29 protein-coding genes are annotated in these 25,016 nt (G+C 60.5%); 9 read left to right on the forward strand and 20 right to left on the reverse strand.

Features of this window, described 5'->3' with window-relative positions; translation table 11 throughout:
- Positions 1 to 66: 66 nt before the first annotated feature.
- On the forward strand, positions 67 to 1,308 hold the full coding sequence (locus tag ACI3GR_RS10695) for an MFS transporter (RefSeq protein WP_407494396.1): 1,242 nt from the start codon (positions 67 to 69) through the stop codon (positions 1,306 to 1,308).
- Here the strand turns inward: ACI3GR_RS10695 and ACI3GR_RS10700 are convergent, their stop codons facing one another.
- The 7 genes from ACI3GR_RS10700 to mbfA are packed head-to-tail and all read right to left on the reverse strand — an operon-like array spanning position 1,309 to position 6,781.
- Entirely contained in the window at positions 1,309 to 2,226 is a 918-nt protein-coding gene (locus ACI3GR_RS10700; protein ID WP_407494397.1) for an alpha/beta fold hydrolase, read from the reverse strand.
- Entirely contained in the window at positions 2,223 to 3,140 is a 918-nt protein-coding gene (locus ACI3GR_RS10705) for an ornithine cyclodeaminase family protein (RefSeq protein WP_407494398.1), read from the reverse strand. The genes ACI3GR_RS10700 and ACI3GR_RS10705 overlap by 4 nt, the downstream gene beginning before the upstream one ends.
- A complete protein-coding gene (locus ACI3GR_RS10710) occupies positions 3,137 to 3,757 on the reverse strand; it encodes an HAD family hydrolase (protein ID WP_407494399.1) in 621 nt (206 codons plus the stop codon). Before ACI3GR_RS10710 ends, ACI3GR_RS10705 begins: the two co-directional genes overlap by 4 nt.
- Entirely contained in the window at positions 3,758 to 4,219 is a 462-nt protein-coding gene (locus ACI3GR_RS10715; protein WP_407494400.1) for a YaiI/YqxD family protein, read from the reverse strand. It lies immediately after the preceding gene.
- Positions 4,216 to 5,046: an S-formylglutathione hydrolase gene (gene fghA / locus ACI3GR_RS10720; protein ID WP_407494401.1), complete on the reverse strand. Its 831-nt coding sequence runs from the start codon at positions 5,044 to 5,046 to the stop codon at positions 4,216 to 4,218. Before fghA ends, ACI3GR_RS10715 begins: the two co-directional genes overlap by 4 nt.
- Positions 5,047 to 5,748: a nitroreductase family protein gene (locus ACI3GR_RS10725; protein ID WP_407494402.1), complete on the reverse strand. Its 702-nt coding sequence runs from the start codon at positions 5,746 to 5,748 to the stop codon at positions 5,047 to 5,049.
- A 58-nt stretch (positions 5,749 to 5,806) separates the two neighbouring features.
- On the reverse strand, positions 5,807 to 6,781 hold the full coding sequence (gene mbfA / locus ACI3GR_RS10730; RefSeq protein ID WP_407494403.1) for an iron exporter MbfA: 975 nt from the start codon (positions 6,779 to 6,781) through the stop codon (positions 5,807 to 5,809).
- 124 nt (positions 6,782 to 6,905) lie between these two features.
- Here mbfA and ACI3GR_RS10735 point away from each other — a divergent pair, with 124 nt between their 5' ends.
- Positions 6,906 to 7,556 (forward strand): TetR/AcrR family transcriptional regulator, encoded by a 651-nt coding sequence (locus ACI3GR_RS10735; RefSeq protein ID WP_407494405.1) that lies wholly within the window; start codon positions 6,906 to 6,908, stop codon positions 7,554 to 7,556.
- Here ACI3GR_RS10735 and ACI3GR_RS10740 read toward each other — a convergent pair.
- Together ACI3GR_RS10740 and ACI3GR_RS10745 are read right to left on the reverse strand one after the other, a co-directional pair.
- The gene (locus ACI3GR_RS10740) at positions 7,540 to 8,250 is read right to left on the reverse strand and encodes an NYN domain-containing protein (protein WP_407494406.1); all 711 of its coding nucleotides are present in this window, start codon (positions 8,248 to 8,250) and stop codon (positions 7,540 to 7,542) included. The genes ACI3GR_RS10735 and ACI3GR_RS10740 overlap by 17 nt on opposite strands.
- Before the next feature lie 55 nt (positions 8,251 to 8,305).
- The gene (locus ACI3GR_RS10745; RefSeq protein WP_407494408.1) at positions 8,306 to 9,214 is read right to left on the reverse strand and encodes a LysR family transcriptional regulator; all 909 of its coding nucleotides are present in this window, start codon (positions 9,212 to 9,214) and stop codon (positions 8,306 to 8,308) included.
- 91 nt (positions 9,215 to 9,305) lie between these two features.
- Here ACI3GR_RS10745 and ACI3GR_RS10750 point away from each other — a divergent pair, with 91 nt between their 5' ends.
- Positions 9,306 to 9,929 carry a class I SAM-dependent methyltransferase gene (locus ACI3GR_RS10750; protein WP_407494409.1) on the forward strand — a complete coding sequence of 208 codons (624 nt, stop codon included), beginning with the start codon at positions 9,306 to 9,308 and terminating at the stop codon, positions 9,927 to 9,929.
- A gap of 88 nt (positions 9,930 to 10,017) precedes the next feature.
- Here the strand turns inward: ACI3GR_RS10750 and ACI3GR_RS10755 are convergent, their stop codons facing one another.
- Entirely contained in the window at positions 10,018 to 11,148 is a 1,131-nt protein-coding gene (locus ACI3GR_RS10755; RefSeq protein ID WP_407494410.1) for an S-(hydroxymethyl)glutathione dehydrogenase/class III alcohol dehydrogenase, read from the reverse strand.
- Positions 11,149 to 11,276: 128 nt separating this feature from the next.
- Between ACI3GR_RS10755 and ACI3GR_RS10760 the strand changes: the two genes are divergently transcribed.
- A complete protein-coding gene (locus ACI3GR_RS10760) occupies positions 11,277 to 11,555 on the forward strand; it encodes an I78 family peptidase inhibitor (RefSeq protein WP_407494412.1) in 279 nt (92 codons plus the stop codon).
- Here ACI3GR_RS10760 and ACI3GR_RS10765 read toward each other — a convergent pair whose 3' ends face one another.
- Positions 11,556 to 11,984 carry a c-type cytochrome gene (locus ACI3GR_RS10765; protein WP_407494413.1) on the reverse strand — a complete coding sequence of 143 codons (429 nt, stop codon included), beginning with the start codon at positions 11,982 to 11,984 and terminating at the stop codon, positions 11,556 to 11,558.
- A 121-nt stretch (positions 11,985 to 12,105) separates the two neighbouring features.
- Between ACI3GR_RS10765 and ACI3GR_RS10770 the strand changes: the two genes are divergently transcribed.
- A complete protein-coding gene (locus ACI3GR_RS10770; RefSeq protein ID WP_407494414.1) occupies positions 12,106 to 13,767 on the forward strand; it encodes a Y-family DNA polymerase in 1,662 nt (553 codons plus the stop codon).
- 61 nt (positions 13,768 to 13,828) lie between these two features.
- Here the strand turns inward: ACI3GR_RS10770 and rsmD are convergent, their stop codons facing one another.
- Together rsmD and ACI3GR_RS10780 are read right to left on the reverse strand one after the other, a co-directional pair.
- The gene (gene rsmD / locus ACI3GR_RS10775) at positions 13,829 to 14,383 is read right to left on the reverse strand and encodes a 16S rRNA (guanine(966)-N(2))-methyltransferase RsmD (RefSeq protein ID WP_407494416.1); all 555 of its coding nucleotides are present in this window, start codon (positions 14,381 to 14,383) and stop codon (positions 13,829 to 13,831) included.
- Position 14,384: 1 nt separating this feature from the next.
- Positions 14,385 to 15,587 (reverse strand): NAD(P)/FAD-dependent oxidoreductase, encoded by a 1,203-nt coding sequence (locus ACI3GR_RS10780; protein WP_407494417.1) that lies wholly within the window; start codon positions 15,585 to 15,587, stop codon positions 14,385 to 14,387.
- A gap of 84 nt (positions 15,588 to 15,671) precedes the next feature.
- On the opposite strand from ACI3GR_RS10780, the gene ACI3GR_RS10785 reads away from it, so the two are divergent.
- Positions 15,672 to 16,160, forward strand: coding sequence for a peroxiredoxin (locus ACI3GR_RS10785; protein ID WP_407494419.1), 489 nt, complete (start codon positions 15,672 to 15,674; stop codon positions 16,158 to 16,160).
- A gap of 189 nt (positions 16,161 to 16,349) precedes the next feature.
- On the opposite strand, the gene ACI3GR_RS10790 is transcribed toward ACI3GR_RS10785, so the two are convergent.
- On the reverse strand, positions 16,350 to 16,919 hold the full coding sequence (locus ACI3GR_RS10790; RefSeq protein WP_407494421.1) for a protein-tyrosine phosphatase family protein: 570 nt from the start codon (positions 16,917 to 16,919) through the stop codon (positions 16,350 to 16,352).
- A gap of 139 nt (positions 16,920 to 17,058) precedes the next feature.
- On the opposite strand from ACI3GR_RS10790, the gene ACI3GR_RS10795 reads away from it, so the two are divergent.
- Positions 17,059 to 17,670: a GntR family transcriptional regulator gene (locus ACI3GR_RS10795; protein ID WP_407494423.1), complete on the forward strand. Its 612-nt coding sequence runs from the start codon at positions 17,059 to 17,061 to the stop codon at positions 17,668 to 17,670.
- A gap of 4 nt (positions 17,671 to 17,674) precedes the next feature.
- On the opposite strand, the gene ACI3GR_RS10800 is transcribed toward ACI3GR_RS10795, so the two are convergent.
- From ACI3GR_RS10800 to ACI3GR_RS10825, 6 genes are all read right to left on the reverse strand, one after another.
- Positions 17,675 to 17,959, reverse strand: coding sequence for a 4a-hydroxytetrahydrobiopterin dehydratase (locus ACI3GR_RS10800; protein WP_407494425.1), 285 nt, complete (start codon positions 17,957 to 17,959; stop codon positions 17,675 to 17,677).
- Entirely contained in the window at positions 17,956 to 19,161 is a 1,206-nt protein-coding gene (locus ACI3GR_RS10805) for a GNAT family N-acetyltransferase (protein WP_407494899.1), read from the reverse strand. The genes ACI3GR_RS10800 and ACI3GR_RS10805 overlap by 4 nt, the downstream gene beginning before the upstream one ends.
- Positions 19,162 to 19,203: 42 nt before the next feature.
- On the reverse strand, positions 19,204 to 19,956 hold the full coding sequence (locus ACI3GR_RS10810) for a glycerophosphodiester phosphodiesterase family protein (RefSeq protein WP_407494427.1): 753 nt from the start codon (positions 19,954 to 19,956) through the stop codon (positions 19,204 to 19,206).
- Entirely contained in the window at positions 19,953 to 20,417 is a 465-nt protein-coding gene (locus tag ACI3GR_RS10815) for a RidA family protein (RefSeq protein ID WP_407494429.1), read from the reverse strand. Before ACI3GR_RS10815 ends, ACI3GR_RS10810 begins: the two co-directional genes overlap by 4 nt.
- A gap of 64 nt (positions 20,418 to 20,481) precedes the next feature.
- Positions 20,482 to 21,774 (reverse strand): HlyD family type I secretion periplasmic adaptor subunit, encoded by a 1,293-nt coding sequence (locus ACI3GR_RS10820; protein ID WP_407494900.1) that lies wholly within the window; start codon positions 21,772 to 21,774, stop codon positions 20,482 to 20,484.
- Positions 21,771 to 23,513 carry a type I secretion system permease/ATPase gene (locus ACI3GR_RS10825; RefSeq protein WP_407494431.1) on the reverse strand — a complete coding sequence of 581 codons (1,743 nt, stop codon included), beginning with the start codon at positions 23,511 to 23,513 and terminating at the stop codon, positions 21,771 to 21,773. Before ACI3GR_RS10825 ends, ACI3GR_RS10820 begins: the two co-directional genes overlap by 4 nt.
- A gap of 116 nt (positions 23,514 to 23,629) precedes the next feature.
- Between ACI3GR_RS10825 and ACI3GR_RS10830 the strand changes: the two genes are divergently transcribed.
- Together ACI3GR_RS10830 and ACI3GR_RS10835 are read left to right on the forward strand one after the other, a co-directional pair.
- Complete coding sequence (locus ACI3GR_RS10830; protein WP_407494433.1) at positions 23,630 to 24,412, forward strand: MlaA family lipoprotein; 783 nt, start codon at positions 23,630 to 23,632, stop codon at positions 24,410 to 24,412.
- Positions 24,402 to 24,995, forward strand: a complete 594-nt coding sequence (locus ACI3GR_RS10835; protein WP_407494435.1) for an MlaC/ttg2D family ABC transporter substrate-binding protein — start codon at positions 24,402 to 24,404, stop codon at positions 24,993 to 24,995. Before ACI3GR_RS10830 ends, ACI3GR_RS10835 begins: the two co-directional genes overlap by 11 nt.
- Positions 24,996 to 25,016 lie beyond the last annotated feature (21 nt).

The following is a 25,016-nucleotide window of genomic DNA, read 5'->3' on the forward strand; positions in this document are numbered from 1 at the left end:
AATCGTCGATTGAAGGTTGGTTCAACTTCGGCGCATTTAAGGCGTGTTGTTAGATTGGATTGCCCCATGACCCCGTCCCCACGTCTGTTGAACCCCGTTTTGTTGGTCGGCTGCGCGATCATTCTGGTCAGCTTTGCCGTCCGCGCATCATTCGGCGTGTTCCAGATCCCCATCGCGGAAGAGTTCGCTTGGGCCCGGGCAGATTTTTCACTGGCGATTGCTATCCAGAACCTTGCCTGGGGGATCGGCCAGCCGCTGTTTGGGGCTTTTGCCGAACGGTTGGGGGATCGTAAGGCGATCATCCTTGGTGCGGTGATCTATGCGGCCGGTCTGGTTCTGTCGTCTTTCGCAGTCACGCCCGCCGCGCACCAGTTGCTGGAAATTCTGGTGGGCTTCGGAATTGCGGGAACGGGCTTTGGCGTCATCCTTGCCGTGGTTGGGCGTGCTTCTTCGGATGAAAACCGGTCGATGGCGCTGGCCGTGACGACGGCGGCTGGCAGTGCGGGGCAGGTCTTTGGTGCGCCGCTGGCCGAATGGTTGCTGACCCAGATGCCGTGGCAGAGCGTCTTTGTCGTCTTCTCGGTGATGATCCTTAGCGTGATCCTGCTGCTGCCCTTCATGCGCGCGCCGGTCACAGCGACGAAATCCGATCTGGAAGAATCTTTGGGACAGATCCTTGTTCGTGCCGGCAAGGACCCCAGCTTTGCGCTGATTTTCCTAGGGTTCTTTTCCTGCGGCTATCAGCTGGCCTTTATAACGGCGCACTTCCCGGCCTTCGTGACCGAAATGTGCGGCCCGATCCTGCCGGGCGGGGTGCTGCATAACATCGGGATCACGACGACCTCGGCCCTCGGTGCTGTGGCGATTTCGTTGGTTGGTCTGGCAAATATTGCCGGTACTCTGACCGCTGGCTGGCTGGGGAAGCGCTACACCAAGAAATACCTGCTGGCAGGGATCTACACTCTGCGGACCATCGTCGCGGCGGCGTTCATTATGATGCCGATCACGCCCGCCAGTGTGCTGATTTTCAGCGTGGCGATGGGCGGGCTGTGGCTGGCGACCGTGCCGCTGACCTCTGGCCTGATCGCGCATATCTATGGGCTGCGGTATATGGGTACGCTGTACGGGATCGTCTTCTTCTCGCACCAGCTGGGCGGCTTCTTGGGCGTCTGGCTTGGGGGCCGGATGTACGACGTCTATGGCGACTATAATTTGGTGTGGTGGATTGGCGTCGGGGTCGGCGCGTTTTCGGCAATCGTTCATCTGCCGGTCAAGGAAAAGCGGGATCCGGTAGCGCTGGCCGCCTGATTATTCCGCAGCGCTGGCGAAAGCCTCGACCACCTCTTGCGGGTGGGTCAGGGGCAGCCAGTGGGTGGCGCCTTCTATCTGGAGTTGGACGGCGGACCGGTTCCACTTGGTCAGGTTGCCCATCCCAGACAGCGGAATCGAGGCATCGTTCGCGGCCCAGATTGCGATGACGTGCATGTCTTCTTTGGCAAGCTTGCGATGTTCGCGTTCCTGCATGTCGCGCAAAATCCCACGAAGAGAAGAGACGACAGCCGGAATGAACCCCGCCCAATCCACTTGTTCAGCCTGTTGGTCAGCGGCTTCTGACAGGGAAGGGTAGGCCTTTTTCAGATTGGCCGAGGCTTCGCGATGTTTGCGCGGAAACCGCGCGTGCGCCAGCCAGTCGCCAAAGGGCGGATTGTTCCGGATTTGACGAAAGAAGCCGGTCGGAAAACCCCCGAAACCTGCGGGTGCGACCAGAACAAGCTGACGCAGCCGATTGGGATGTTTTGCCGCGAAGGACGAGGCAATCGCGCCGCCCATTGAATAGCCAAAGAGGGTGACGTCGTCGGCAACCATCTGATCGGCCAGAAGGTCTTCGAGTTGGCGAATAAAGAAGGCATCGGCCTGTGGACCATCAGGCCGGTCGGAATAGCCGCGTCCATACAGGTCGTAGGTCAGAACGCGGTAGCCTTTGGCGACCAGACCTTGGGCGATGTCATCCCAGACAAACCCGGGGGTGGTCAGACCATGGACGCAAACCGCCACAGGACCGGTTTCAAACCCGAACCAACGATAGTGGGTCACGCCTTGGCTAAGTTCGGCGAAATGCCCCGGCGCATTGACCCGCGCGTCGTCGGTAATGGTTGGGCGGCGGCGTTCCTGCAGAAACGGAAATAGCGCCACAGCGGCGATCACGATAAGCAGGAACCAGATCATTGTTGGGCGTCCTTCCAAGCCGCAAGGATGTGCCGGGCAGTCATCAAATCCAGATGCGCACCGCCCCCGTTTTTGAACAGCGTAATGTCATCAGGGGCGCGGCGGAAGTCTTGCAGGGCATAGTAGTCTGCAAGGATATCGTCGCGTTGGATGGCACCAGAGGCGAGCGGAATCTCGATCTCTCCGATATGCCCGATAGTGGTGTCGCGGCTGTCGACGAAAATGCGGGACCGCTGCAAGGCTGTGTCGTCGGTTTCCCTCATGTCCGGGCGGTAGGCCCCGATCAGATCGACGTGTTGCCCGGGGCGCAGCCAGTCGCCTTTCAGAACCGGCGCTGTGCCAGAGGTGGCGCAGGTAACGATGTCTGCGGTTTCCACGGCCGTCTGCAGGTCGTCTGTGGCTGTCGTTGCGTCGAAGGCTTGGGCGAGGGCGTCCGCCCTTGCTTTGGTCCGGTTCCAGATGATGAATTCGGCGTCCGGGAAGGCGGCGCCGTAAGCTTCGCGCAGGGACCGGGCGACAGCACCTGCGCCAATGATCAGGATTTTGCGACTGTCAGGGCGAGCCAGGCGGCGGGCGGCCAGAAGGCTGTCACCGGCGGTCTTCCACTTGGTCACAAGGTGGAAATCTATCATCGCCTCTAACGTGCCGTCGGTATTGGACAGAAGGCTCATCATCCCGTTGACGGTGTCTTTGCCTTGCGCAGGATTGCCGGGAAAGATCGTCGCCGCCTTGATGGCCAGACCCAGCCCGTCGATCCAGGCCGAGCGGGTCAAGAGTGTGTCTTTGCCACGATAGAGAAAACTGTCGGCGACCTCTGCCTTGGGCAGGTCGTGTCCTGCAGCCAGCGCATCGGTCAGGGCCAGCCAGTCCAGTACGGCCTCTCCGGCCTCGAATGTGATCGTTGGGATGCTCATGCGATCTGCTCTTTGCGTATCAGCCCTTCGGTGACCAGTCGTTCGACCCAGGCTGTGGGGCCATCGAAGTGATGGGTTTGCCAGCCGCGCGCCGCGGCCATGGCGATATTGTCTGCGCGGTCGTCAGCGAACAAAAGCGCGTCTGGGCGGGTGCCGCTGTCGTCTTCCAACATCTGGTAGATCTTTGGATTAGGTTTGATCACACCCATGTGGCCCGAGATGTAGGGGCGGTCGAATTCTGACAAAAAGTCGTAGTGTGATTGGGCCAAGGCAAAGCTACCGATGCCAAAGTTCGACAGGGCATAGACCGGGACACCATTGTCGCGCAGCGCCCGCAACGCCTGGACCGAATGGTCTATTTCTGGCGACGCCATTTCGATCCAGCGGTCGTGCCATAGACGGATTTCGTCGCTGAATTCCGGGTTGGCCTTGGCCGTATCGTAAATCGTTTCGCGAAAATCGTGGCCCTGATCGACGCGGTCATTCACGGCGTGCAGGTCGACAGTCGCAAAAAGCTCTTTGCGTCGCGCAGGCCCGATTTCGGCATCATAGAACCTTTCTGGGTTCCATTCGATCAACACGTTTCCGATATCGAAAACGACTGCCTCTATCGCCATTCACTTGCCTCCGCTGTCACGCTGAGCGGCCCGGATTTCCCGTTCCAGAGAGTCGAGGAAACGAGAGCGGTCCGCCTTTGTAAAGCCCTTGCCGGACCCTTGGGCAAAGGGGTCGGCGGATCGAATATCGCTCATCAGATCGCGCATGGCCAATTGCGCGCCGATGTTCGCCTGTGTCAGCCGTTCGCCATTGTGGCGCAGAACCCGTGCGCCGCTGGCCACGCATTTTGCGGCCAGGGGCATGTCTGACGTCACAACAACGTCGCCGGGGCCCGCATGATCGGCGATCCACATGTCCGCGACGTCTGGTCCTGCATCGACGATCACCAGCTCGACCAGCGGGTTTTGTGACGGGCGCAGGCCGCCGTTGCAGACCAGCTTCATCGGTACCTTGTTGCGCGTGGCGACGCGTTCGGCCTCTTCCTTCACAGGGCAGGCGTCCGCGTCGATATACAGCGTCACGCGTAAAGCGCCTCTGCATGGAAGGCGACGTGGTCTTCCATGAAGGTCGAGACGAAGAAATAGCTGTGGTCGTAGCCGGGCTGCATCCGGAACTGGATTTGCTGACGGCGCGCTGCGGCGGCATTGGCCAGCGTTTCCGGGCGCAGCAGGTCAAGGAAGTTGTCCGCCGTTCCGGTATCAATCAGCACAGGGCCGTCAAAACCTTTGTCAGCCATCAGCAGGCTGGCGTCGTGGGCCTTCCAAGCCTCTTCGTTATCGCCGAGATAAGCGCCGAGTTGCTTGCGGCCCCAATCGGCCCCCGTCGGGTTACAGATCGGCGAGAAGGCAGAGACAGAGCGGAACCGCCCCGGCAGCGACATCGCCATGGTCAGCGCGCCGTGGCCGCCCATCGAATGTCCGGTGATCGACTGACGATCGCCGTCGATGTCAAAGTTGCGTGTCAGAAGGGTCGGCAGTTCTTCGGCCACATAGTCCCACATCTGGAAATGCTTGGCCCAAGGGTCCTGCGTTGCGTTGACATAAAAGCCCGCGCCTTTGCCCAGATCATAGGCCTCGTCGTCCGCGACGTCATCGCCCCGAGGAGAGGTGTCAGGGAAACACAGCGCTATCCCCTGTTCCGCCGCCCATTGCTGGGCACCGGCCTTGGTCATGGCGTTTTCATGGGTGCAGGTCAGGCCCGACAGGTACCATAGGATCGGAACGGGCCCCAACTGTGCCTCTTCCGGCAGGAAAAGGCCAAAGGTCATATCGCAATTGGTGACAGAGGACGCGTGTTTGTAAACGCCCTGCACGCCGCCGAAGCAGCGGTTTTCGGAAAGAGTTTCCATTTAAGTTCCTTGGGGATTGAAGCTTAGGATTTCAGAAAGGGGTTTCTTGGCTTTGGCGGCAGCTGGGATGGTCGCATCCTCTGCCGCGTGACCTACGGCCAAGATCATGATCGGTTTTTCATGATCCGGACGCCCGCAAAGTTCGGTCAGAAACTTCATCGGGTTCGGCGTGTGTGTCAGGCAATACAGTCCCGCGTGATGCAGGGCCGAGATCAAGAAACCGGTCGCGATGCCCGTGCTTTCGGGCACGTAGTAGTTCTTGTACCGCGTGCCGTCGTCGGTCAGGCCATAGCGCTGTGCAAAGATCACGATCAGCCAAGGCGCGATATCCAGATGAGGTTTCGAGACGCCGGTCCCAATGGGTTCCAGCGCAGCGATCCATTCGTCGCCTCCGCCGCCAGCATAGAACTTCTCTTCTTCTTCCTCAGCAGCGGCCCGTATCCGGGATTTCAGCGCGGGATCGGAAATCGCCACGAAATGCCACGGTTGATGGTTTGCCCCAGAGGGCGCCATGCCAGCCGTCGCGATGGCTGTTTCGATGATGTCTTGCGGGACGGGACGGTCGGTGAAATCGCGAATGGTGTGCCGCGTTTTCATGCGGTCGTGAAAGGCGGTTACACCCTCTAGGCTTTGCGCATCCGTAACCTCTTGCCGGTCGGGCAGGGGCAGGGGCTGATAGGCGATTTTGTCCTTGGAATACATTCTGGCCTCCGGTCCCCTAGTTGATGGCGGGACGGGGCCAGAGGGTCAACCCAAAGACTTAGCCCGACCCGATCAGAACGCCTGCTGCAAAGACCAGTGCGCCACCAAGAACGACCTGAAATGCTGCGCGGAAGAACGGGGTATCCATGAACTTGTTCTGGATCCACGCGATGGCCCAGAGTTCCAAGAACACTACGACAAAGGCCGTGATCGTAGCGGTCCAGAAATGCGGGATCAGGTAGGGCAGCGCGTGGCCCAACCCGCCGACGGTCGTCATCACGCCCGAAGACAACCCGCGTTTGAACGGCGACCCGCGACCAGAGAGTTCGCCGTCGTCCGACGCCGCTTCGGTAAAGCCCATAGAGATACCTGCCCCGACCGAAGCGGCGAGGCCTACCAGGAAGGTGGTCCAGGTGTCTTGGGTCGCAAAGGCGGTGGCGAAAATCGGGGCTAAGGTTGAAACCGATCCGTCCATCAGGCCAGCCAGACCGGGCTGAACCCACGTCAGCACGAACTTGCGCCGGGCGGATTCATCTTCGGCCGAACGGGCGTCGTCGCCCAAATGGGTGTCTTCCAGATGTTCGGCGGTTTCCTGATGTCCGGCCTCGGCCGCGGCCAGATCGCCCAGCAGCTTGCGGGTGTCGGCATCCTCGGTGCGCTTTGCGGCGGCCAGATAAAATCGTTCGGCCTGCTCCTCCATGCCTGCGGCCTCGGCCCGAATTTTTTCAAGCCCGAGGTTTTCGACCAGCCAGACGGGGCGACGCGCGTAAAACCCGGCCACATGTTCGCGGCGGATCAGGGGGATCGTTTCTCCAAACCGGCGTTTGTGCAGATCGATCAGCGATTGCCGATGCCGGTCTTCTTCTTCGGCCATGCCGTCGAATATCCGGGCGGTGTCGGGGAATTCGCCGCGCAGACGTTCGGCATAGCTGCGATAAATCCGGGCGTCATCTTCTTCAGAGGAAATCGCAAGCGCGATGATTTCCTGATCCGAGAGGTCCTTGAACTGGCGACGTTGTGTGAAAAAACGCATCTGGGAGTCCTCATTTTAGAACCATTCTAAACTGCCTTGTCACATTCCACAATCATGATTGGTGTCGCTTGCTGGAATTCAACGAACAAGGTTATATCTGTCAGGAGATGGCAGGGAGTATTCCATGGGTGTGACCCGTGTCGTAACGCGGACAGGACGGAAATTCGATCAGGTGGTCGAAGGCGCGCGCCGCGTGTTCCTTGCGCACGGCTTCGAAGGCGCCAGCGTCGACGAAATCGCCCGAGAGGCGGAAGTGTCGAAGGCAACGCTTTATAGCTATTTCCCGGACAAACGCCTGTTATTCATGGAGGTCGCGCGCGGCGAATGTAAGCGGCAGGCAGATGCCGCGATGAAGCTGGTGCAGCCCGATCTGTCGACCCGTGACCTGTTCATGGCCGTGGCGATGCAGATTGTTGATTTCTTCAACTCTCCGATGTCGCTGTCGATCTTTCGCCTCTGCGTCGCAGAAAGTGAACGCTTTCCGGAAATGGCGCGAGAATTTTATCGCAACGGTCCGCTGATCGCGCGACAGATGCTGTCGGATTACCTGACGTGTGCGACCGAAGCTGGGACGCTTTGCGTAGACGATCCCGACCACGCGGCCGACCAGTTCGCCGAACTCTGCAAGGCGGGCATCTTTACGCAGCGCCTGTTCGGTGTCGCCGATGAACTGCCAGAAGATCATTGCCACAAGGTCGCGCAATCGGCAGTCGAAATGTTTCTTGCCCGCTATGGCGCGCAGGTCGAACGCGTATGCTTCAGTCCAGACGCCTGACCATCAGCTGATTACCCGGGCCCCGTTTGGATTCGAGGATCTTCAGCTCGCCGATCAAATCGCTCAGCTTGCGTTTGCCATAAGAACGCGTGTCGAAATCTGGACTCTCGGCCGTCAGGTACTGACCCAACTGGCCCATCGTGACCCATTCGTCGTCCGTATCGATCTTATCCATCGCGCGCAGGATCAGCGGCTGTGCTTCGATCGGTTGCTTTTTGCCGTCGGTTTTCTGGCGGTCTTTCTGATCAGGCGTCTCTTCGACAATGTTTTCGATCAGGATGAAACGGTTGCAGACGTTGCGCAGGCTTTCTGGCGCTTTGGCTTCGCCGATCCCGATGACGTCCAGTCCCTGTTCGCGGATACGGTTCGCAAGCGAGGTGAAATCGCTATCGGAAGACACCAGCACGAAGCCGTCAAAGCGACCGGTGTGCAAAATGTCCATCGCATCGATGACAAGGCCGATGTCGCTGGCGTTTTTGCCTTTGGTGTTCGCGGTTTCCTGATGCGCAACCAGCCCTAGATCGCGCACCTTTTCCGTCCAAGGACGCAGCCGGTCTGATCCCCAGTCCCCATAAACGCGTCGCAGGGCGGGTTCGCCGATGGTCGTGATCTCTTTCAACACGGCTTGCGCGTATTTCGCCGGGATATTGTCGGCGTCGATCAGAACGGCGTAGAGCGGGCGTTTTTCGGGCATGGGAACTCCTTTGACGCTCATCTAGCGTGTAACGGTGGGGCGTCCAAGCGTTGGATTAGCCGGTGGTCCGGCGCAGGTGGGCCGTGATGGATTGGGCGAGGTGGTCGAACACGACGCGCATCCGACGGGCTGAATGCAGCTCTCGGTGGGTGACTAGCCAGATCGGATACCGCAGGGCTGGTTGGTCTGGCAAAAGACGTTCCACGTCTGGCGTCCGTTCAGCCATTTCAGACGTCATCAAGCCGACCCCCAGCCCTTCGCGGACCATTTCCCAGAGGGCCGGGCCATTGTTGGTCCGGTAGCGGATTTTTTCGGGGTCAATCTGATAGCCCATTTGCGCAATCTGCTGCGCCATGAGCTTTGGTTCGAGAAAGCCGATGAAGTCGTGGTTTATCAGGTCCTGCCGCGACTCGGGCCGGCCTTTTCGGGCTAGGTAACTGGGCGAGGCGTAGAAATACCCCAGACCGTCGCCAAGAAGCCGAGCAGTAAGATGCGGCTGCGTCGGGCGGACGTGCCGAATGGCGATGTCAGCTTCGCGCCGCGACAGATCCCGCAGGTCATCAGCGGCGATCAATTCGATTTCAATTTCCGGCGCGGCCCGAGCAAGATCGGCAATGATGGAAGGCAGCAGGATCATCGAGAATATCTCGCTGGCCGTGATCGACACAGTGCCGCGCAGGGCCTGACTCTGGCCGCTGGCAGTCAGGGGGATACGCGCCGCAGCCTCGGCCATTTCCCGCACGTGGGTCAGCAGCTCTTTGCCCGCGTCTGTCAGGATCAACCCGCGTCCTGCGCGATCAAACAGGGCGACGCCAAGCGACTCTTCTAGGGCGGATACCTGACGCCCGATCGTCGGTTGAGTTTGACCCAGCTCACGCGCCGCGGCAGAGAGCGATCCGTGCTCTGCCGTCGCCAAAAAGGCGCGGGCCTGGTTCCAATCGAAGGTTGCGGCGGACCAATTCATGCATTTTTGTATAACAATGCGACGCCTATGGGCAATTACCATGTGAAATTGATTGGCGTAAGCAAGGGGCAGATGGTTCAGGAGAAGTCTTATGCAAAGCCAGTCATTCTGGGACAAGGTCGCCCCGAGTTATGCCAAGCGGCCGATTGAAAATCTGCCGCAACACGAGCGCACGGTAGAGCGGTCTGCGTCTTATCTGACGCCAACCTCGGACGTTCTGGAGGTCGGATGTGGCACCGGCACGATCGCGTTCAAGCTGGCCCCTCATGCGCGCAGCGTTCTGGCTACGGATATCAGCGGCGCGCTGCTGGATATTGCGCGGGACAGGGCCAAGGATCAGGACGTGGATAACGTGACTTTTGCGCAGCATGACATCGCGCGTATGCCCGACGGCCAGTTCGACGCGGTGATGGCCTTTAACGTCCTGCACCTAATCCCGGCGATGGACAAAGCGGTGCGCGAGATGGCTGATCGCCTGAAGCCCGGTGGCGTTCTGGTGACCAAGACCGGTGTTCTGGCAGGCACGTGGCAGGGCCAATTGCTGCGCCCGGTCATTGGCGCGATGCGATTGGTCGGCAAGGCGCCGTTCGTCGCATTCCTGAAACCAGCAGAGGTGATAGCCTCGATGGAGGCAGCCGGTTTGGAAATCGTCGAGGCCGAAAAGATGGGCGGCGCGGTGGGTGTCCAGTATCTGGTGGCGCGCAAGCCTGCATGAAAAAGGGGGGCTGTCTGCCCCCCTGACCCCCCGAAGGGTATTTATCAACCAGAAGAAGGGGCAGGCTTTGAGACCGCCCCTTTTCGGTTCAGTAGGTCACGACCGAGCGGATCGATTCACCCGCGTGCATCAGGTCGAAGCCCTTGTTGATGTCATTCAGCGACAGGGTGTGGGTGATCATCGGGTCGATCTCGATCTTGCCGTCCATGTACCAGTCGACGATCTTGGGCACGTCGGTCCGGCCACGCGCGCCACCAAAGGCGGTGCCTTTCCAGACACGGCCGGTGACCAGCTGGAAGGGGCGGGTCGAGATCTCGGCCCCCGCGGGCGCGACGCCGATGATAATCGATTCACCCCAGCCGCGGTGCGCGCATTCCAGCGCCTGACGCATGACGTTGACGTTGCCGGTGCAGTCAAAGGTGTAATCCGCGCCGCCGATCAGGTCGCCCCGGCGTTTCGTCAGGTTGACGAGGTAGGGAACGATGTCTTCGTCAAGCTCGCTCGGGTTGACGAAATGGGTCATGCCGAAGCGTTCAGCCATTTCCTTTTTGCCGGGGTTCAGGTCGACGCCGATGATCATCTCGGCCCCAGCCAGACGCAGGCCTTGAATGACGTTCAGGCCGATGCCGCCCAGACCGAAGACAACAGCGGTCGAGCCGACCTCAACCTTGGCGGTGTTGATGACCGCGCCTATGCCGGTGGTCACGCCGCAGCCGATGTAGCAGATCTTTTCGAAGGGTGCGTCCTCACGCACTTTGGCCAGCGCGATTTCCGGCAGAACCGTGTGGTTCGAGAAGGTCGAGCAGCCCATGTAATGCAGGATCGGGTCGCCATCGAGCGTTGTGAAACGCGAGGTGCCGTCGGGCATGACGCCCTGACCCTGGGTCGCGCGGATCGAGGTGCAGAGGTTGGTCTTTTGCGAGGTGCAGGAATAGCACTCGCGGCATTCCGGCGTGTAAAGCGGGATGACGTGATCGCCGGGCTTCAGGCTGGTGACGCCTTCGCCCACTTCCATCACGACGCCTGCGCCCTCGTGGCCGAGGATCGCGGGGAACAGGCCTTCGGGGTCTGCGCCGGATAATGTGAATTCATCCGTGTGGCAGATGCCGGTGGCCTTGATTTCGACCAGAACCTCACCCGCCTTCGGGCCGTCGAGGTTTACATCCATGATTTCGAGCGGTTTTCCGGCTTGAACGGCAACAGCGGCTTTGGTGCGCATTTGAAACGTCTCCCTTAAATCGTTGCTGGGACCATGGGCAATTTCTGGCCGAGGATCAACGGTTAAGCTTGTTCAGACCAGCGGCGTGCTAAGGTTTTTGCGACATGTTGGCGGCTGAGAAAGGCTGAATGATGAAGCACGTTTTGTTCGCTCTACCCATCACCCTGATGGCTGGTTGTGCTGTGGCCGAGGCTGAGGCTGATCCGGCAGTGGATCAGTGTCATGCGTCAGAATTTCAGTCGCTGGTGGGCGAGAGGGTGTCTGACGCGCTTGAGGCCGGGTTGGAGCCCGGCCCCGATGTGCGCATCTTTCAGTCCGGGGCCATGTTGACGATGGACCATCGCATGGATCGCCTGAATGTCGAGTTCGACAATCTGGATAAGATTATCGGTATCTATTGCGGCTGATCACAGGCGGTAGGGTTTGTGGCATGCACCGCAGGCCCCGCCGATCCCGGCCATACCCGCCGCGACACCTTGGGCGGAGCTTGCGTCCAGCGCCTGTGCGGCAGAGGTCAGCCCATTAGCCTTTGCGGTGAAGTCTGCCCAGTTTTCCCAGATCTTCGGGCTTGCTTCGGATGCAGGGTCGGTGGCAGGGGTCTGAAACGCGGCGGTGACCTTGGTCGAGGCAGCGATCAGGTCCGCCTTGGCCGCTGCAGCCGTGGCTTGGTTATAGGTGCTGGGTTGTTTGGCCATATTCCCCAGAACGCCGGTGGCATCCTTGATCTGCTCCATCAGCTGCATCCGGGCTTTGACCTGAGGATCTTTGACATTGGCGTGGGCGATCGCTCCGGTCCCGATGATGGCGAGGGCGAAGGCAAGGTGTCTTGTTTTCATGAGGCTACTCCTGTTGTCGGAGGCAGGATGGCAGTTGCGGGGTGGCTTGGCCAGATGACTCGACAGGGGATCACGGGGTTGCTATTTTTGGAACGTATCGTGAACAAACTGCTGCTGCCCCATGTCCGACCCACGCCGCCGGATTCTTTCGCTGTGGTTCCCAAGGCTGGGGGCCGATCGCCTGCTGCGTCGGTTGCGGGCCGATCCGGCGATGCCTTTTGCGGTGGTGGCGACCCAAGGCCCGGCGCAGGTTTTATCGTCCCTGTCGGTCGGGGCCAGTGCGGCGGGGTTGCGGCGGGATCAGCCGCTGCGCGATGCGCTGGCCATGTGTCCTGAACTGGTGACCCGTCTGCGCAATCCGCAGGCAGAGGCCGCGTTTCTGGCGACGCTGCGTCGTTGGGCGGGCAAGTATTCCCCCTGGGTCGGCGAGGCCGGAGAGGATGGCTTAAGCCTTGATATCACGGGCTGCGCGCATCTGTTCGGCGGAGAGGAGGCTTTGCTGGCCGCCATCGATGGAGATTGTGCAAATGCCGGTCTGACGGTGCGGGCGGGGGTGGCCGATACGCTGGGGGCGGCCTGGGCCTTGGCGCGGTTTGCGGGGCAGGGCGCACGCCATCACCGCAGTGGCGATGCCGTGGACCAAGAGGCACGGGCGACACGGTCCCGCGCGGTCAAGCGGCGGCACTGGGAACGCGGCGGGGCGGCCCCCTTGGCGCGTACTGCCGGGATCGAAGGCCAGCGCATCGCTCCGCCGGGTCAGTTGCGCAGTGCTCTGGCGCCTTTGCCACTGGCTGCGCTGCGGTTAGATGGGGACGTGTTGGCGCAGCTGTCGCGGTTGGGATTGCGGCGGATGTCGGATCTGCTGGACCAGCCCCGCGCGCCTTTGTCCCGCCGGTTCGGGCCTCAGCTGGTTCTGCGGATCGATCAGGCGCTTGGGCAGGTGCCGGAACCCGTATCGCCCGTGGCCGAGGCGCGGCCTTTTGCGGTCCGCATGACGCTGCCCGATCCGATTGGCCTGACCGACGATATGCTGGCGGGCATTGATCGCCTGCTGCCGCGTCTGTGCGACACGCTGACCAAGGCAGGGCGGGGCGTGCGGTTGATCCGGTTGCAGGCCTACCGGACGGATCATACGATGCAATGGGTCAACGTCGGGCTGGCCCGTCCGACCGCGGATCCAGAGCGGGTCCGCCCCCTGCTGGCGATGAAGCTGGACGACATCGATGCAGGGCTGGGCATCGACATGCTGCGGCTAGAGGCGGTGCATCACGAACCCCTGTCACCGCGCCAACCGGTGGGGCATCTGGCGGCGGGGCAGGTGATTTCGGACCGTCTGGCCAGCACGACGGCGCAGGATGATCTGGTGGCTCGGATCGGCGCAAGGGTCGGGATGGAGCAGATCACCCGCTGGCATCCGGCGTCGTCTCATATACCCGAAAAAACCGCGCAGGTGCTGGCGGCGGCGTGGTCAGAGCCTGCGCAGGACTGGCCCATGCCTGCCGCGCCACGGCCCTTGTTGCTGTGGCGGCCCGAACCTGTGACCGCCCCCGATACGCCCTATCTGCCGGAACACTTCCGTTGGCGCGGACGCGATCTGGATCTGCACGACGCCTCTGGCCCGGAACGTATCGCGCCAGAATGGTGGCTGGATGATCCCGACTGGCGCAGCGGCGTACGGGATTACTGGCAGGTCACGACCACGGCGGGGGACAAGCTGTGGCTGTTCTTTGCCCATGGCGCTGCAATGTCCCGGGGCTGGTTCTGTCACGGACAGTTCGCCTGACCCCCAGGTTCATCTTTCCCAAAATACTCCCGCCGGAGGCATCCGAGGGAACCACCAGCGCTTAGCCTCGCAGCAGGGTCACGACCGTATCACCATAGCTCTTGTGTTCCAGCAGGTCGAAGCCGTCGGGCGCCTCCTGCGGTCCGCGTTCTTCCCAGACGATCAGGGCCCCATCCGCGATCCATCCCTGCGCCTTGGCCGTACTCAACGCCTTCGCGCCAAGGTCTTTGCCGTATGGGGGATCAAGAAAGACCAGCCCGGCCGAACCTGTCGCCTCCGGCAACCGCAGGGCAGAGGTGCGGATAACCTTGGTCACATCTTTCACGCCAAGGGTCGTGATGTTTTCCGACAATAGTTTCTGCGCCACCCGACCGTCATCGACAAAGGTTACCGATGCTGCGCCGCGTGACAGCGCCTCCAACCCCAAGGCGCCTGTGCCGGCAAAAAGGTCCAGCACGACCGCCCCCTCGATCGGATTGCCAAAGCGGCCTCCTTCCAGCATCGAAAACAGGCTTTCGCGCACCCGGTCCGAGGTCGGGCGCAGATGTGCGCCCGCGTCGCCCTTGCCCAAAGCGGCGAGCCTGCGACCGCGAAAGCTGCCCCCGACGATGCGCATGTCAGCGCAACAGGGTCTTCAGTTCGGTAGCAGGATCGGCAACCGCCATCGGATCGGGCGATTTGCCTGCGGCCAAAAGCCGTTTCGCAACCATAAAGGCGCGCGCGTCGTTCATAGCGTCAACGGCCAGCAGTTTGTCGCCTGCAAAATACCAATGCGACAGATCCTCACCCGCATGACGGATCACCACGCGGTCATAGCCAGTGTTCAGCCCGGCGATCTGCAGTTTGACATCATACTGATCGGACCAGAACCACGGCTCTGGCACATAGGTCTTGGCCTCGCCCATCATGTTCAAGGCCACGCATTCCGCCATGTCGATGGCGTTCGGCACGCTTTCCAAACGCAGACGCCCACCGTTGTGTGGGAAAGATGCGCAATCGCCCGCCGCCCAGATGTTTGCATCAGACGTGCGGCCCTGTTCGTCCGTCGCGATGCCGTTGTCACAGGTCAGTCCGGCCGCTTCGGCCAGACGCGTGTCCGGCAGGATGCCCGTGCCCGCGATGACAAAATCGACGTTCAACACCGTGCCGTCGGTCAGTTCCGCCCCACCGACGCGGCCTTCGCCGGTCAGGCGGGTCAGGCCGACGCCTTCGCAGATGGTCACGCCGTGGCTGGCGTGCAGATCGCGGAAAAAGGCCGAGGTTTCAGGCGCGGCGACCCGCTGCAGGATACGGTCGGCCATTTCAACCAGCGTCACGGTCAGGCCCTGTTTGGCGGCGACGGCTGCAGCCTCAAGGCCGATGTAGCCGCCGCCGACGATCAAGACGTGGCGGCCAGCTTTGAACTCCGGCTCCATCCGGTCGACGTCGGCCAGTGTGCGGACGTAATGCACACCGTCCAGCGCCCCGCCAATGGCGTCCGGCAGACGGCGGGGCAAAGAGCCAGTGGTCAGGGCCAGTTGATCATAGCCGATCGTTTCGCCCCCCACCGTCAGGGTTTTGGCGTTCGGGTCGATGCCCGTCACCTCGGCCCCGGTCCGCAGGGTGATGTCGCGTTCCGCGTAATAGGCTTCGGGGCGCAGGAATAGGCGGTCGCGCGGCATGTCGCCCAACAGGTACGCCTTTGACAGGGGCGGGCGCTGGTAGGGCGGCGCGGCTTCATCGCCGATCAGAGTGACCTGACCATCGAAGCCCTTTTCGCGCAGTTTTGCCACCAATGACGATCCGGCCTGGCCGGCCCCGACAACCACGAAATGAGACATGCCCGATCCCTCTTTTGCTCTGGCAGGTTCTGACGCAAGTACTATCCTTGCCTCGGAACGCATGGATAACGAGAGGACCTTCCAATGGCAATTTCCAATGGTGAAACGCTGCCAGATGCCCAATTGGTCGAATTGACCGACAAGGGCCCGGCGCAGATTTCGTTGAAGGACCGTTTGTCGGGCCGCAACGTCGTGATCTTCGCGCTGCCCGGCGCCTACACCGGCACCTGCACCACGGCGCATGTGCCCAGCTTTATTCGGACGGCGGATCAGTTCAAAGCCAAGGGCGTGGACGAAATCATCTGCCTGTCGGTCAACGATCCTTTCGTCATGGGCGCTTGGGGCAAAGACACTGGCGCGGACAAGGCGGGCATCACCATGCTTGGCGATCCCGAGGCGGAATTCACCAAGGCCGTCGGCATGGACTTTAGCGCGCCGCCGGTGGGGCTGATCAATCGGTCCAAGCGGTATGCGATGTATGTTCAGGACGGCGTCGTCAGCGTCATCCAAGCCGAAGAGAACCCCGGCCAATGCGACGTGTCGGGCGGCGAAGCGCTGCTTGAGGCGATTTGAGAGGCTCTGAACGAGGCCCGCAAGACTTCTGTCTCGCGGGCCTCAGGTCACTCTGGAAGCGACTATCCGACTTCCTGAAACTGTCGTGCCAGCCCGCAGCGTTCTGCTCCGTCGTGGCCAGTTCCGGTCGATCTGGACCCGCCAACCCGAGAGAGCCGGGTCGACTTGGTGCAGAGTATGCGAATCATCTTAATCTGGGTCAAGATCAGGCGCTTGGTCCTTTAACCGGGCCGAAATCTTTTCCAGGAATTCCAGCTGAACTTCGCTTTCGATGGACTCTGCAAAGCCGTCCCTGACGGTTTTGATCGCCTCGTCTTTCGATAGTCCCTGCCGGATCAACACGTAGGCCGCCATCGTGCCGGACCGTCCGGCGCCATATTGGCAGCAAAAGGCCAGCGTGTTTTGCGTGTCGGGCCAATCCCTGCGGGTCGCAAGGGCATCCCACTGCGCCAGCGTTTCGTCGCTGGGGGCGTGGTAATCGGGGATCGGTAACGTTTCGATCTGTACGCCTGCGTTTCTTGCGGCTTCGCCCAGATGGGTCATGGCATCCACGGGCAATTCGTCAGCTTCGGTCAGCACCACAAGCGTCGATGCGCCGGCTGAATGGATGGCGCTCATCGTCGCCTTAAGGTTGTGGGGGTCGATGTAGGCGGTCCCATCAATGCCGCTTTGCAGACCGGGAAATCCCGACGTCAGGATCCGGGTGCCATTCGGCCCGGAAACAATTGCCCTAACGGAAGTTTCGTGTTCGTCGGTCATCATTTTATCATCGGTTTTATAAGATATATTTGCACAATGGCTTTTGCTTTGACGTGTAATGACGTTGCCGTCATACTTGTTAACGTTCACCATTAAGTAGAGTTACCTGTTAAACAGACACAAGGAAAGCAAGACGCATATGCAGTACCGTAAAGATGGTTCGGAAATCGCGACCGAGCTTCGTCACCGTATCTGCATGATGCAATCTGTGTCTGATCAGATCACCCTGCACGAAGGCGCGTTGGCGACGGAATTTGGCGTCTCACGCACGCCAATCCGCCAAGTCCTTCAAAAGCTTGCCTATGAACGTTTGGTCGAAACGCGCTCGGGTGTCGGTACGATCGTGTCGCCCTTGGTGGCTGGGGATCGGGACCGGGACGTCAAAGTGCTGAAGGTTTTAATGACGGCTTGTGCCACCTGTTGCGAAGGGGGCGACGTGCCTGCCATCTACCGTGAACGTCTTTCAGTGGCGTCGGCAATGGCGGATTCGATGGCACCGACCAAAGAGGCGTATCTGGAAATTCGCGGGCAATTGCTCGACATCTCTGCCAGTGCTTTGCCAGACGATATTCTTGCCGATGCCCTGCGCGCGGCACATTGGCGGCATATCCGCTGGCGCATGGCCGAGGGCGCGGGCGAAGATGAAGAGGCGCGTGAAAGGTTGCGGGTCACTGCCCGCACGGCTGCCGAGGCCGCGCAGCGCAATGATATGTCCGGTATCTATTCGGCGATGGCCGGTCAGCTAATCTGATCGATCAACCCGCGATTTCGTCCATCTTGGTCGCCAGTTTGGCATCCAATTCCGTCAGGCCGCCGGCGTCATGGGTTGTCAGGCGCACGCTTACGTCAGAGTAGGTGTTCTGCCATTCCGGGTGGTGATCCCATTTTTCGGCATAGAATGCGCATTGCGTCATGAAGGCGAAAGCTGCGGTGAAATCCGCGAATTTGAAATCCTTCTGGATTGCGTCGCGGTCTCCTTCGACTTTCCAGCCTGCTGCGGTCAAAGCGTCGATGTCGGTGGTTGTGATTGCGTTGCTCATTCCTGATCCTCGTAGGTGTCGCGCCGGAACGGGCCGTAGGAGGTTAGAATTTCAATCTCTTCCTCTACGGCCTCTGCCTCGGCATCCAGATATTGTTTGATTGCACGGGCGAAACTGGGGTCAGCGAACCAGTGCAGCGAATGCGTCTGGGTCGGCAAATAGCCCCGCGCCAGTTTGTGTTCGCCCTGCGCCCCGGCTTCGACCCGCGCCAAGCCACGTTCGATGGCCGCATCGATCGCCTGATAATAACAAAGTTCAAAGTGCAGGCAGGGGTGGTGTTCTGTGCACCCCCAGTAGCGACCATAAAGCGATTGTCGGCCGATAAAGTTCAACGCCCCGGCCACGGGCACGCCATCGCGCACGGCCAGTACCAGTAGGACATCGTCCCGCATGGTATCATGTAGATGGTCGAAGAAGGCGCGGGTCAGGTAGGGTGTGCCCCATTTGCGGCTGCCGGTGTCCTGATAAAATTCCCAGAAGTAGTCCCAATGCTCTGGCTGGATGTCGTCTCCGGTCAGCGAAATGATGTCGCCGCCGAAAGCCTGCGCGGTCTGGCGTTCCTTGCGGATATTCTTCCGTTTCCGAGAACTGAGAGAGCCAAGAAAGTCGTCAAAACTGTCGTAGCCGTCGTTGTGCCAGTGAAACTGCTGGCTGGCGCGATGCATCAGCCCCATCGCCTTGCCCGGCGCGACCTCTTCGGCGGTGCAAAAGGTCAGGTGAAGGCTGGACAGGCCGTGGTGCTCCGCGATCTGCACCGCTCCCTGCACCAAGGCCGATTGCCCTGTCGTCTCAAACCCCGGTTTGGTTAACAGGCGACGGCCAGAGGCGGGTGTGAAGGGCACCGCGATCTGTAGCTTGGGATAGTACCGGCCACCCGCGCCCTCGTAAGCGTGGGCCCAGTTGAAATCGAAGATGTATTCGCCCTGGCTATGAGATTTCGCATAAAGCGGTGCCGCCGCGATCATCTGATCTTCGGCGTGGGCGGTCAGATATCTGGGCTGCCAGCCGGTGCCCGGGCCGACAGAACCGCTTTGCTCTAGCGCCAGCAGGAACCGATGGGTCGTGAAGGGATCGTTCGGCGCGCCGCCGTCCGTCGCCTCGGCACAGGCGCAGGCGTCCCAGTCGCGCGCGTCGATCTGGGTCAGACTGTCGTGGGCGCGAACCTCGATCACCGTGTCGCTATCGTATTCCTGACCATCCATACGCCAAACGTGATGCATTTGTCGCAACGTTCAAGCGTCAAGCTAAGCAGCATAGCCTTCGAATGTCACATTATCTGCGATCTTGCGCGCCTCTGCCTCTGCTTCGGGCGATCGGATCGTCCAGCACAGCACGGGCAGGCCCTGCTGTTTCAGCTGCTTTACCCGTGGGGCGGTCAGGTCCCGCGCGTCGTGGCTGATGAAACAGGCGCGCGAAGCTTTGATGTCAGGAATGCCTGCCAGACGTTCCCGGCGGGCCTTCGGGATCAGCTGCCAATCGGTTGCGTTGAAATCGCAGGTCGTCAGCCCCACAGGAACGTCCGGGGCCGCGCCGCTGAACACCCTGACGGCATTCGGGTTGAACGACATCACGGCCACGTCCCCTTGGTACCCTTTCAGATCACGGGCCGTCGCATCCTCCAGCCGACCGACAGCGGGGCCAAGCGTTCCGTCCTGATCCTTTATCTCGATCAGCAGGGGGACCTGTCCGGCGACTTCGTCCAACACCTGTTTCAGTGTCGGGATCGTATGGGTGCCGCCGATCAGTGGTATATTTTGCAGATCTTCGGATGTGCGCTGTTGGATCGGTCCGCGCTGACCCGTCAGGCGGGTCATGTCGTAATCGTGGAACACTATGGCCTGACCGTCTTTGGACAGTTGCAGGTCAATTTCGATCCCATAGCCGTGGTCTACCGCAGCGCGGATCGCTTCGATCGAGTTTTCGGGCCGGCCCGCTGCCAGATCGTGATAGGCGCGATGCGCCAGCGGACGGGTCAGAAACGCTTGTGGCAGGGTCATTCGATCTCGAAAATGCCTTCGATTTCGACTGCGACCCCAAACGGCAACGCGCCTGCCGACACGGCCGAGCGGGAATGGCGCCCCGCGTCACCCAGCACCTCGACCAGAAGGTCGGAACAGCCGTTGACCACCTTGGGCTGGTCGCCGAAGTCTTTGGTCGAATTGACGAACCCGGTCAATTTCACCACGCGCTTCAATTTCGTCAGATCACCGCCGCAGGCCGCCTTGACCTGCGCGAGCAGGGACAAACCGCATAGCTTGGCCGCGGCGGCGCCATCTTCGACGCTCATGTCGTCGCCCAGAACGCCTTTGATGAAACCGTTGGCATCCATCGAGACCTGACCCGAAACAAACACAAGATTGCCCGAGACAACGTAAGGCACGTAGTTCGCCTGCGGGGCGGGGCTGTCGGGCAGGGCGAGGCCTAGTTCGGCAAGGCGAGTTTCGATGGCGTTGGTCATGGCGGCTTCCTTTCATCGCTTTGCCGCGACGCTACTGCGCCGCGCGGCGATTGCAAGGCCCGCGCTACCCTTCCCGCATCGCTTTTGACAGGTAATCGGTGAAGGGTTGAAGGAGGTAGGACAATGGAGTCCGGGTCTGGGTCTTGATAAAGGCCCGAACCGGTAAGCCGGGGATAAGGTCGCGGCCATCCATTGGTGAGGTGATTTCGATTTCGACTGCGTAATGGCTACGCGCCCCGTCAGAGTTTTGAAGGCGATCAGCTGAAATATGGATGACGCGGCCGGTTGCCAGCGGACCGAGGGGGCCGCTGAGGGCGAGGAAAGACAGTTGGGCCTGCTGTCCGTTTACGACGTCGCCTATCTGTTGCGGATCGACATCGACGCGGACCCGCGCGGGTCGCCGATTTGGGACGATTTGAAGGATAGGCTGACCGGGCTGAACAACCATGCCCTCTCCGACAACCGACAGTCGGTGGATCGTACCAGAGGCCGGCGCGTTGATCCGCAGCATTTGTCGCTGATCTTCAATCGCCGCGATCCGGGTGTCTAGAATTCTGGACTGATGATTGATGCCCACCAGGTCCTGCAGCAGCCGTTCTTTCCTTTCTGCAGACATGCGGTCACCCTCTATCATCAACTCTTGCTTGAACCCTTGCGCTTGATCGATTTGGGCGTCGATATCGGCAATCGCGCCTGCCAGCCTTGCAGCTTCGCGTTGCAGGGCGGCGACCCGAGACGCGGGGGACAGGCCTTGTTCTTTCAGCCGTAGCTGGTCGTTCAATTGCGCTTCTATCAGCCTGAGTTGGCTTTGGATGGCCGACGTCTGCGCGCGCAACCCTTTGATGAGGCTTTCGGTTTGCGCGATTTTCTGGCGACGTTGATGAGTCTCCTGAGCAACCCTCGCCACCCGCGCTTCGATCAGGGCGTTTTCCGCTTTGATCCTTTGGACGAGCAGGTCGCCGAACGTGGCGTGGCTCATCTCCTTAAGTCCGATTTCGATCTGCAAACGGTCTGACAATTCGGCCTCGATCCTTGCCGTCCTGATACGAAGGTCGAATTGTTCCTCTTTCGCTGCAACCAGATCGGCGACCAGCGCAGTCTCATCCAGCGCGATCAGCGCATCCCCTGCCTTCACAGTGTCGCCCTCGGATACGAAGACCTTTGCGACCCTGCCGCCTTTTTCATGTTGAACGAATTGCGGGACACGCGAAGCTATAACGTGGCCCGGAGCGATAATGGCACCAGATAGCTGAGCCGTCGCTGCCCAAGACCCGAAGCCGCCCACGAACATCAAGATCGCGAAAAGGCCAGTGATCAGCGGCCCGGAAAGGGACCAAGCGCGATTGGGCGGCCTCATGACACGGACCTGTCGGCGGCGGTGATTTTGGCGCTGTTTGGTGGCAGAAGCACCTTTTTCAAGACATCGTCCCGAGGTCCAAAAGCCACGCGTCGGCCACCCTCCAACACCAGAACTGCATCGCAGTCCTGAAGCGCTGCGGGCCGATGCGTCATCACGATGCATGCTTTTCCAAGGGATTTGAGTTGGCGGATCGTCAGCAGCAGAGCGGCTTCACCATCGTGATCCAGATGGGCGTTCGGTTCATCCAGAATGACGATCTTTGGATCGCCATAGACTGCCCGGGCCAACGCAATACGCTGAAGCTGACCACCGGATAGGCCCGTTTCGCCATGTCTTAGACGGGTGTCATATCCTTCGGGAAGGGTCAGGATCATCTCGTGCGCCTGCGCCACTTGCGCCGCGGCGTAGACCGCGGACAAGTCGATCGGCTCAGCGAAGCCCGCGATATTTTCGGCAATCGTGCCGTGGAACATTTGGACGGTTTGCGGCAGGGCGCCGATGCTACGACCCAGTGTTTCTTGGTCATAGTGGGCCAGTGGCGCGCCATCCAGACGGATCAAACCGCCCGCCGCGGGCCAGACACCCGTCAACGCCTTGGCCAAAGTGGATTTGCCGGACCCGGACGGCCCGATCACCCCGATCACCTGACCCGGCCCCACACTGAAAGACACCAGCCTTAGCGCCGCGACGGATTGGTTCGGCGGAACCACCGTCAGATCGCAGACGTCCACCCGCGATCTGGGTTCGGGAAGAGGCGTTCGTGGAGGAACTGGAGGAACATCCGACAACAGCCTGCCCACTGCAGTCCAGCCGCGGAGCGCGGGATCCAGCGATGGCCACGCGGAAATAATGGTTTCAACTGGCGATAGCGCCCGTCCAGTCAGGACCGACGCTGCGATCATTGCGCCCGGGCTAAGGTCGTTCTGGATGACTAGGTATGCGCCTAGTCCTAACAGCGCCGTTTGCAGAAAGATGCGCATCGTTCGGATCGACGTGCCGAAAAGTGCCGTTACATCCAGCGCCTGCACCTGATGATCCGAAAAGATATCCCGCTGCTGTCGCCAAAGTCTGATGAGGGCGCTTTCCATACCTGTCGCGGCGATCGTATCCGCACCGTGGTGAAACTGCTGTGTCAGTTCGTCGGTTTGTGTTTGAGCGTTTTGAGCGGCAGTCTGCGGATGGCGAGAGGACAGCTGGTTGCCAAGAGCGAGCGCGATCAGAATTGCACCCCCAAGAACGGCCAAAAGGCCAAGCGCAGGGTGAAAAATTGCGATCCCTATCAGAAAGATGGGCGTCCATGGCAGGTCGTAGGCCGCCATAAATGCTGGAGAGGCGATCGCGTTACGCAGCAACTGCAAAGCCTGAGTGCTTTGCTCCGGCGTCGCGTCATGGTGCGTTCTGCTTCGGGCGATTGTCGCCCGCATCACTCGTTCTGCCAATCGCGCCTCGAATCGGGCGCCGACGCGTGACAGTAATCGATGCCGTGCAATGTCTATGATCGCCATCGTGACGAACAGATAGGCAGCAATCAGGCTGAGGCTGACCAGCGTTTCGACGGAGCCTGATCCCAACACTCGGTCATAGACCTGTAGCATGTAGATCGGTCCGGTCAGCATCAGCAGATTGGCGAAAAAGCTGAACACCGCGACTGCGGCGTAGATCGGTCGATCCACCCGTCGTGCAGCGCGCAGTTCGGCAAAGCCGCTATCGTTTGGTCGTCGAGGCGCCCGGCCCATGTGCGATTTGCCCCCAAATCTGACACCCCCGACCAAATGTGATCGCCCGGCCAAGGCCTTTGGCTGGTGTCACACCCGGCGCGATGTTAAGCCAACCGGGTGTCGGGGGTCCTGCTGTGAGCATTTCAGAAATTTCTTTCCAAGCCCTTATCCGTCGTACGGCATTGTTTTCCGGCCTTTTTCTGCTGGCGGCCTGCGGCGAACCCGAAGTCGCGCGTGGAATCAATGACCCGTGGGAGGGATCGAACCGCCGGACGCATGAGTTCAACAAAGGCTCGGACACCGGCCTGATCAGTCGCGCCGCAGAAGCCTATGTCACAGTCACGCCAGAGCCGGTCGTGACCGGGATCGCCAACTTTTCCGACAATCTGTCGACGCCGCAGCTGGTGGTGAACAACCTTCTTCAGGCGGATCTGCGCGGCGCTTTTATTAATTCGTTCCGCTTCGTCGTGAATTCGACCGTTGGGCTGGGTGGCTTTATAGACGTCGCGACCGGGGCTGAAATTTACGAAGAAGACACTGATTTCGGCGAAACCCTGCACGTCTGGGGCGCGCGCGAAGGCGCCTACCTTGAACTGCCGATCCTTGGTCCGTCCACCGAACGGGACGCGGTCGGGCGCGTTGTCGATCTGTTTACCAATCCGCTAAGCTACGCACTGCCCAAGCCCGAGAAATACGCAAGCCCGGTGGCTAGCGTTGCCAAAAAGCTGGGCGACCGGGGGCGGTATTCGCAAACCGTCGGTTCGGTCTTATATGACTCGGCAGATAGTTATGCGCAGACCCGTTCGACTTATCTGCAGAACCGTCGCTATCAGCTTAGCGGTGGAACGGGGGCTGCCGACCCGTATGATGATCCTTATGCCGCAGGTGATCCCTATGATGACCCCTATGACCAGTAAGCTGACACGCCGGACCATGATTGCTTCGGTCCTCGCGACCTGCGCCGCGCTGCCGGCCTTTGGGATGAGTGATGCGGCGGCCAAGTCTTTGGTCGATAATCTGGTTGGGGACATCAACAAGGTCATCGCGCGCGGCGGGTCGGTCAGCAGCATGATCCGCGAGTTCGAGAGGATTTTTGCGCGCTACGCCGATGTGGCGATCATCGCGCAATCGACGCTTGGGGCGGATGCCCGGCGCGCGTCGCCTGCGCAGATGCAGGCTTATACCAAGGCGTTCCAAGGTTACATCGCGCGCAAATACGGCAAGCGGTTTCAGGAATTCGTCGGCGGCCGGATCGAGGTCAATGGCGTCCGTCAGGTGAAAACCTGGAAAGAGGTCACGGGCACCGCCTACCTGAAGGGCGAGAAGCCGTTCGAGATCAAGTTCCTTGTCTCGGACCGGTCTGGACGCAATCTGTTTTTTGACATGGTGATCGAAGGCATTTCGATGCGCCTGTCCGAAAAGACGGAAATCGGTGCCATGCTGGATGCCAACCGTGGCAATATCGACCGGCTGATTGCTGCGGTTCAGAAGGCGGGCTAAGCGCCCGGCCTTCATCGCTGA

This window comes from Pseudooceanicola aestuariicola (genome assembly GCF_045763785.1).
In the GTDB taxonomy this organism is placed as follows: domain Bacteria; phylum Pseudomonadota; class Alphaproteobacteria; order Rhodobacterales; family Rhodobacteraceae; genus Pseudooceanicola.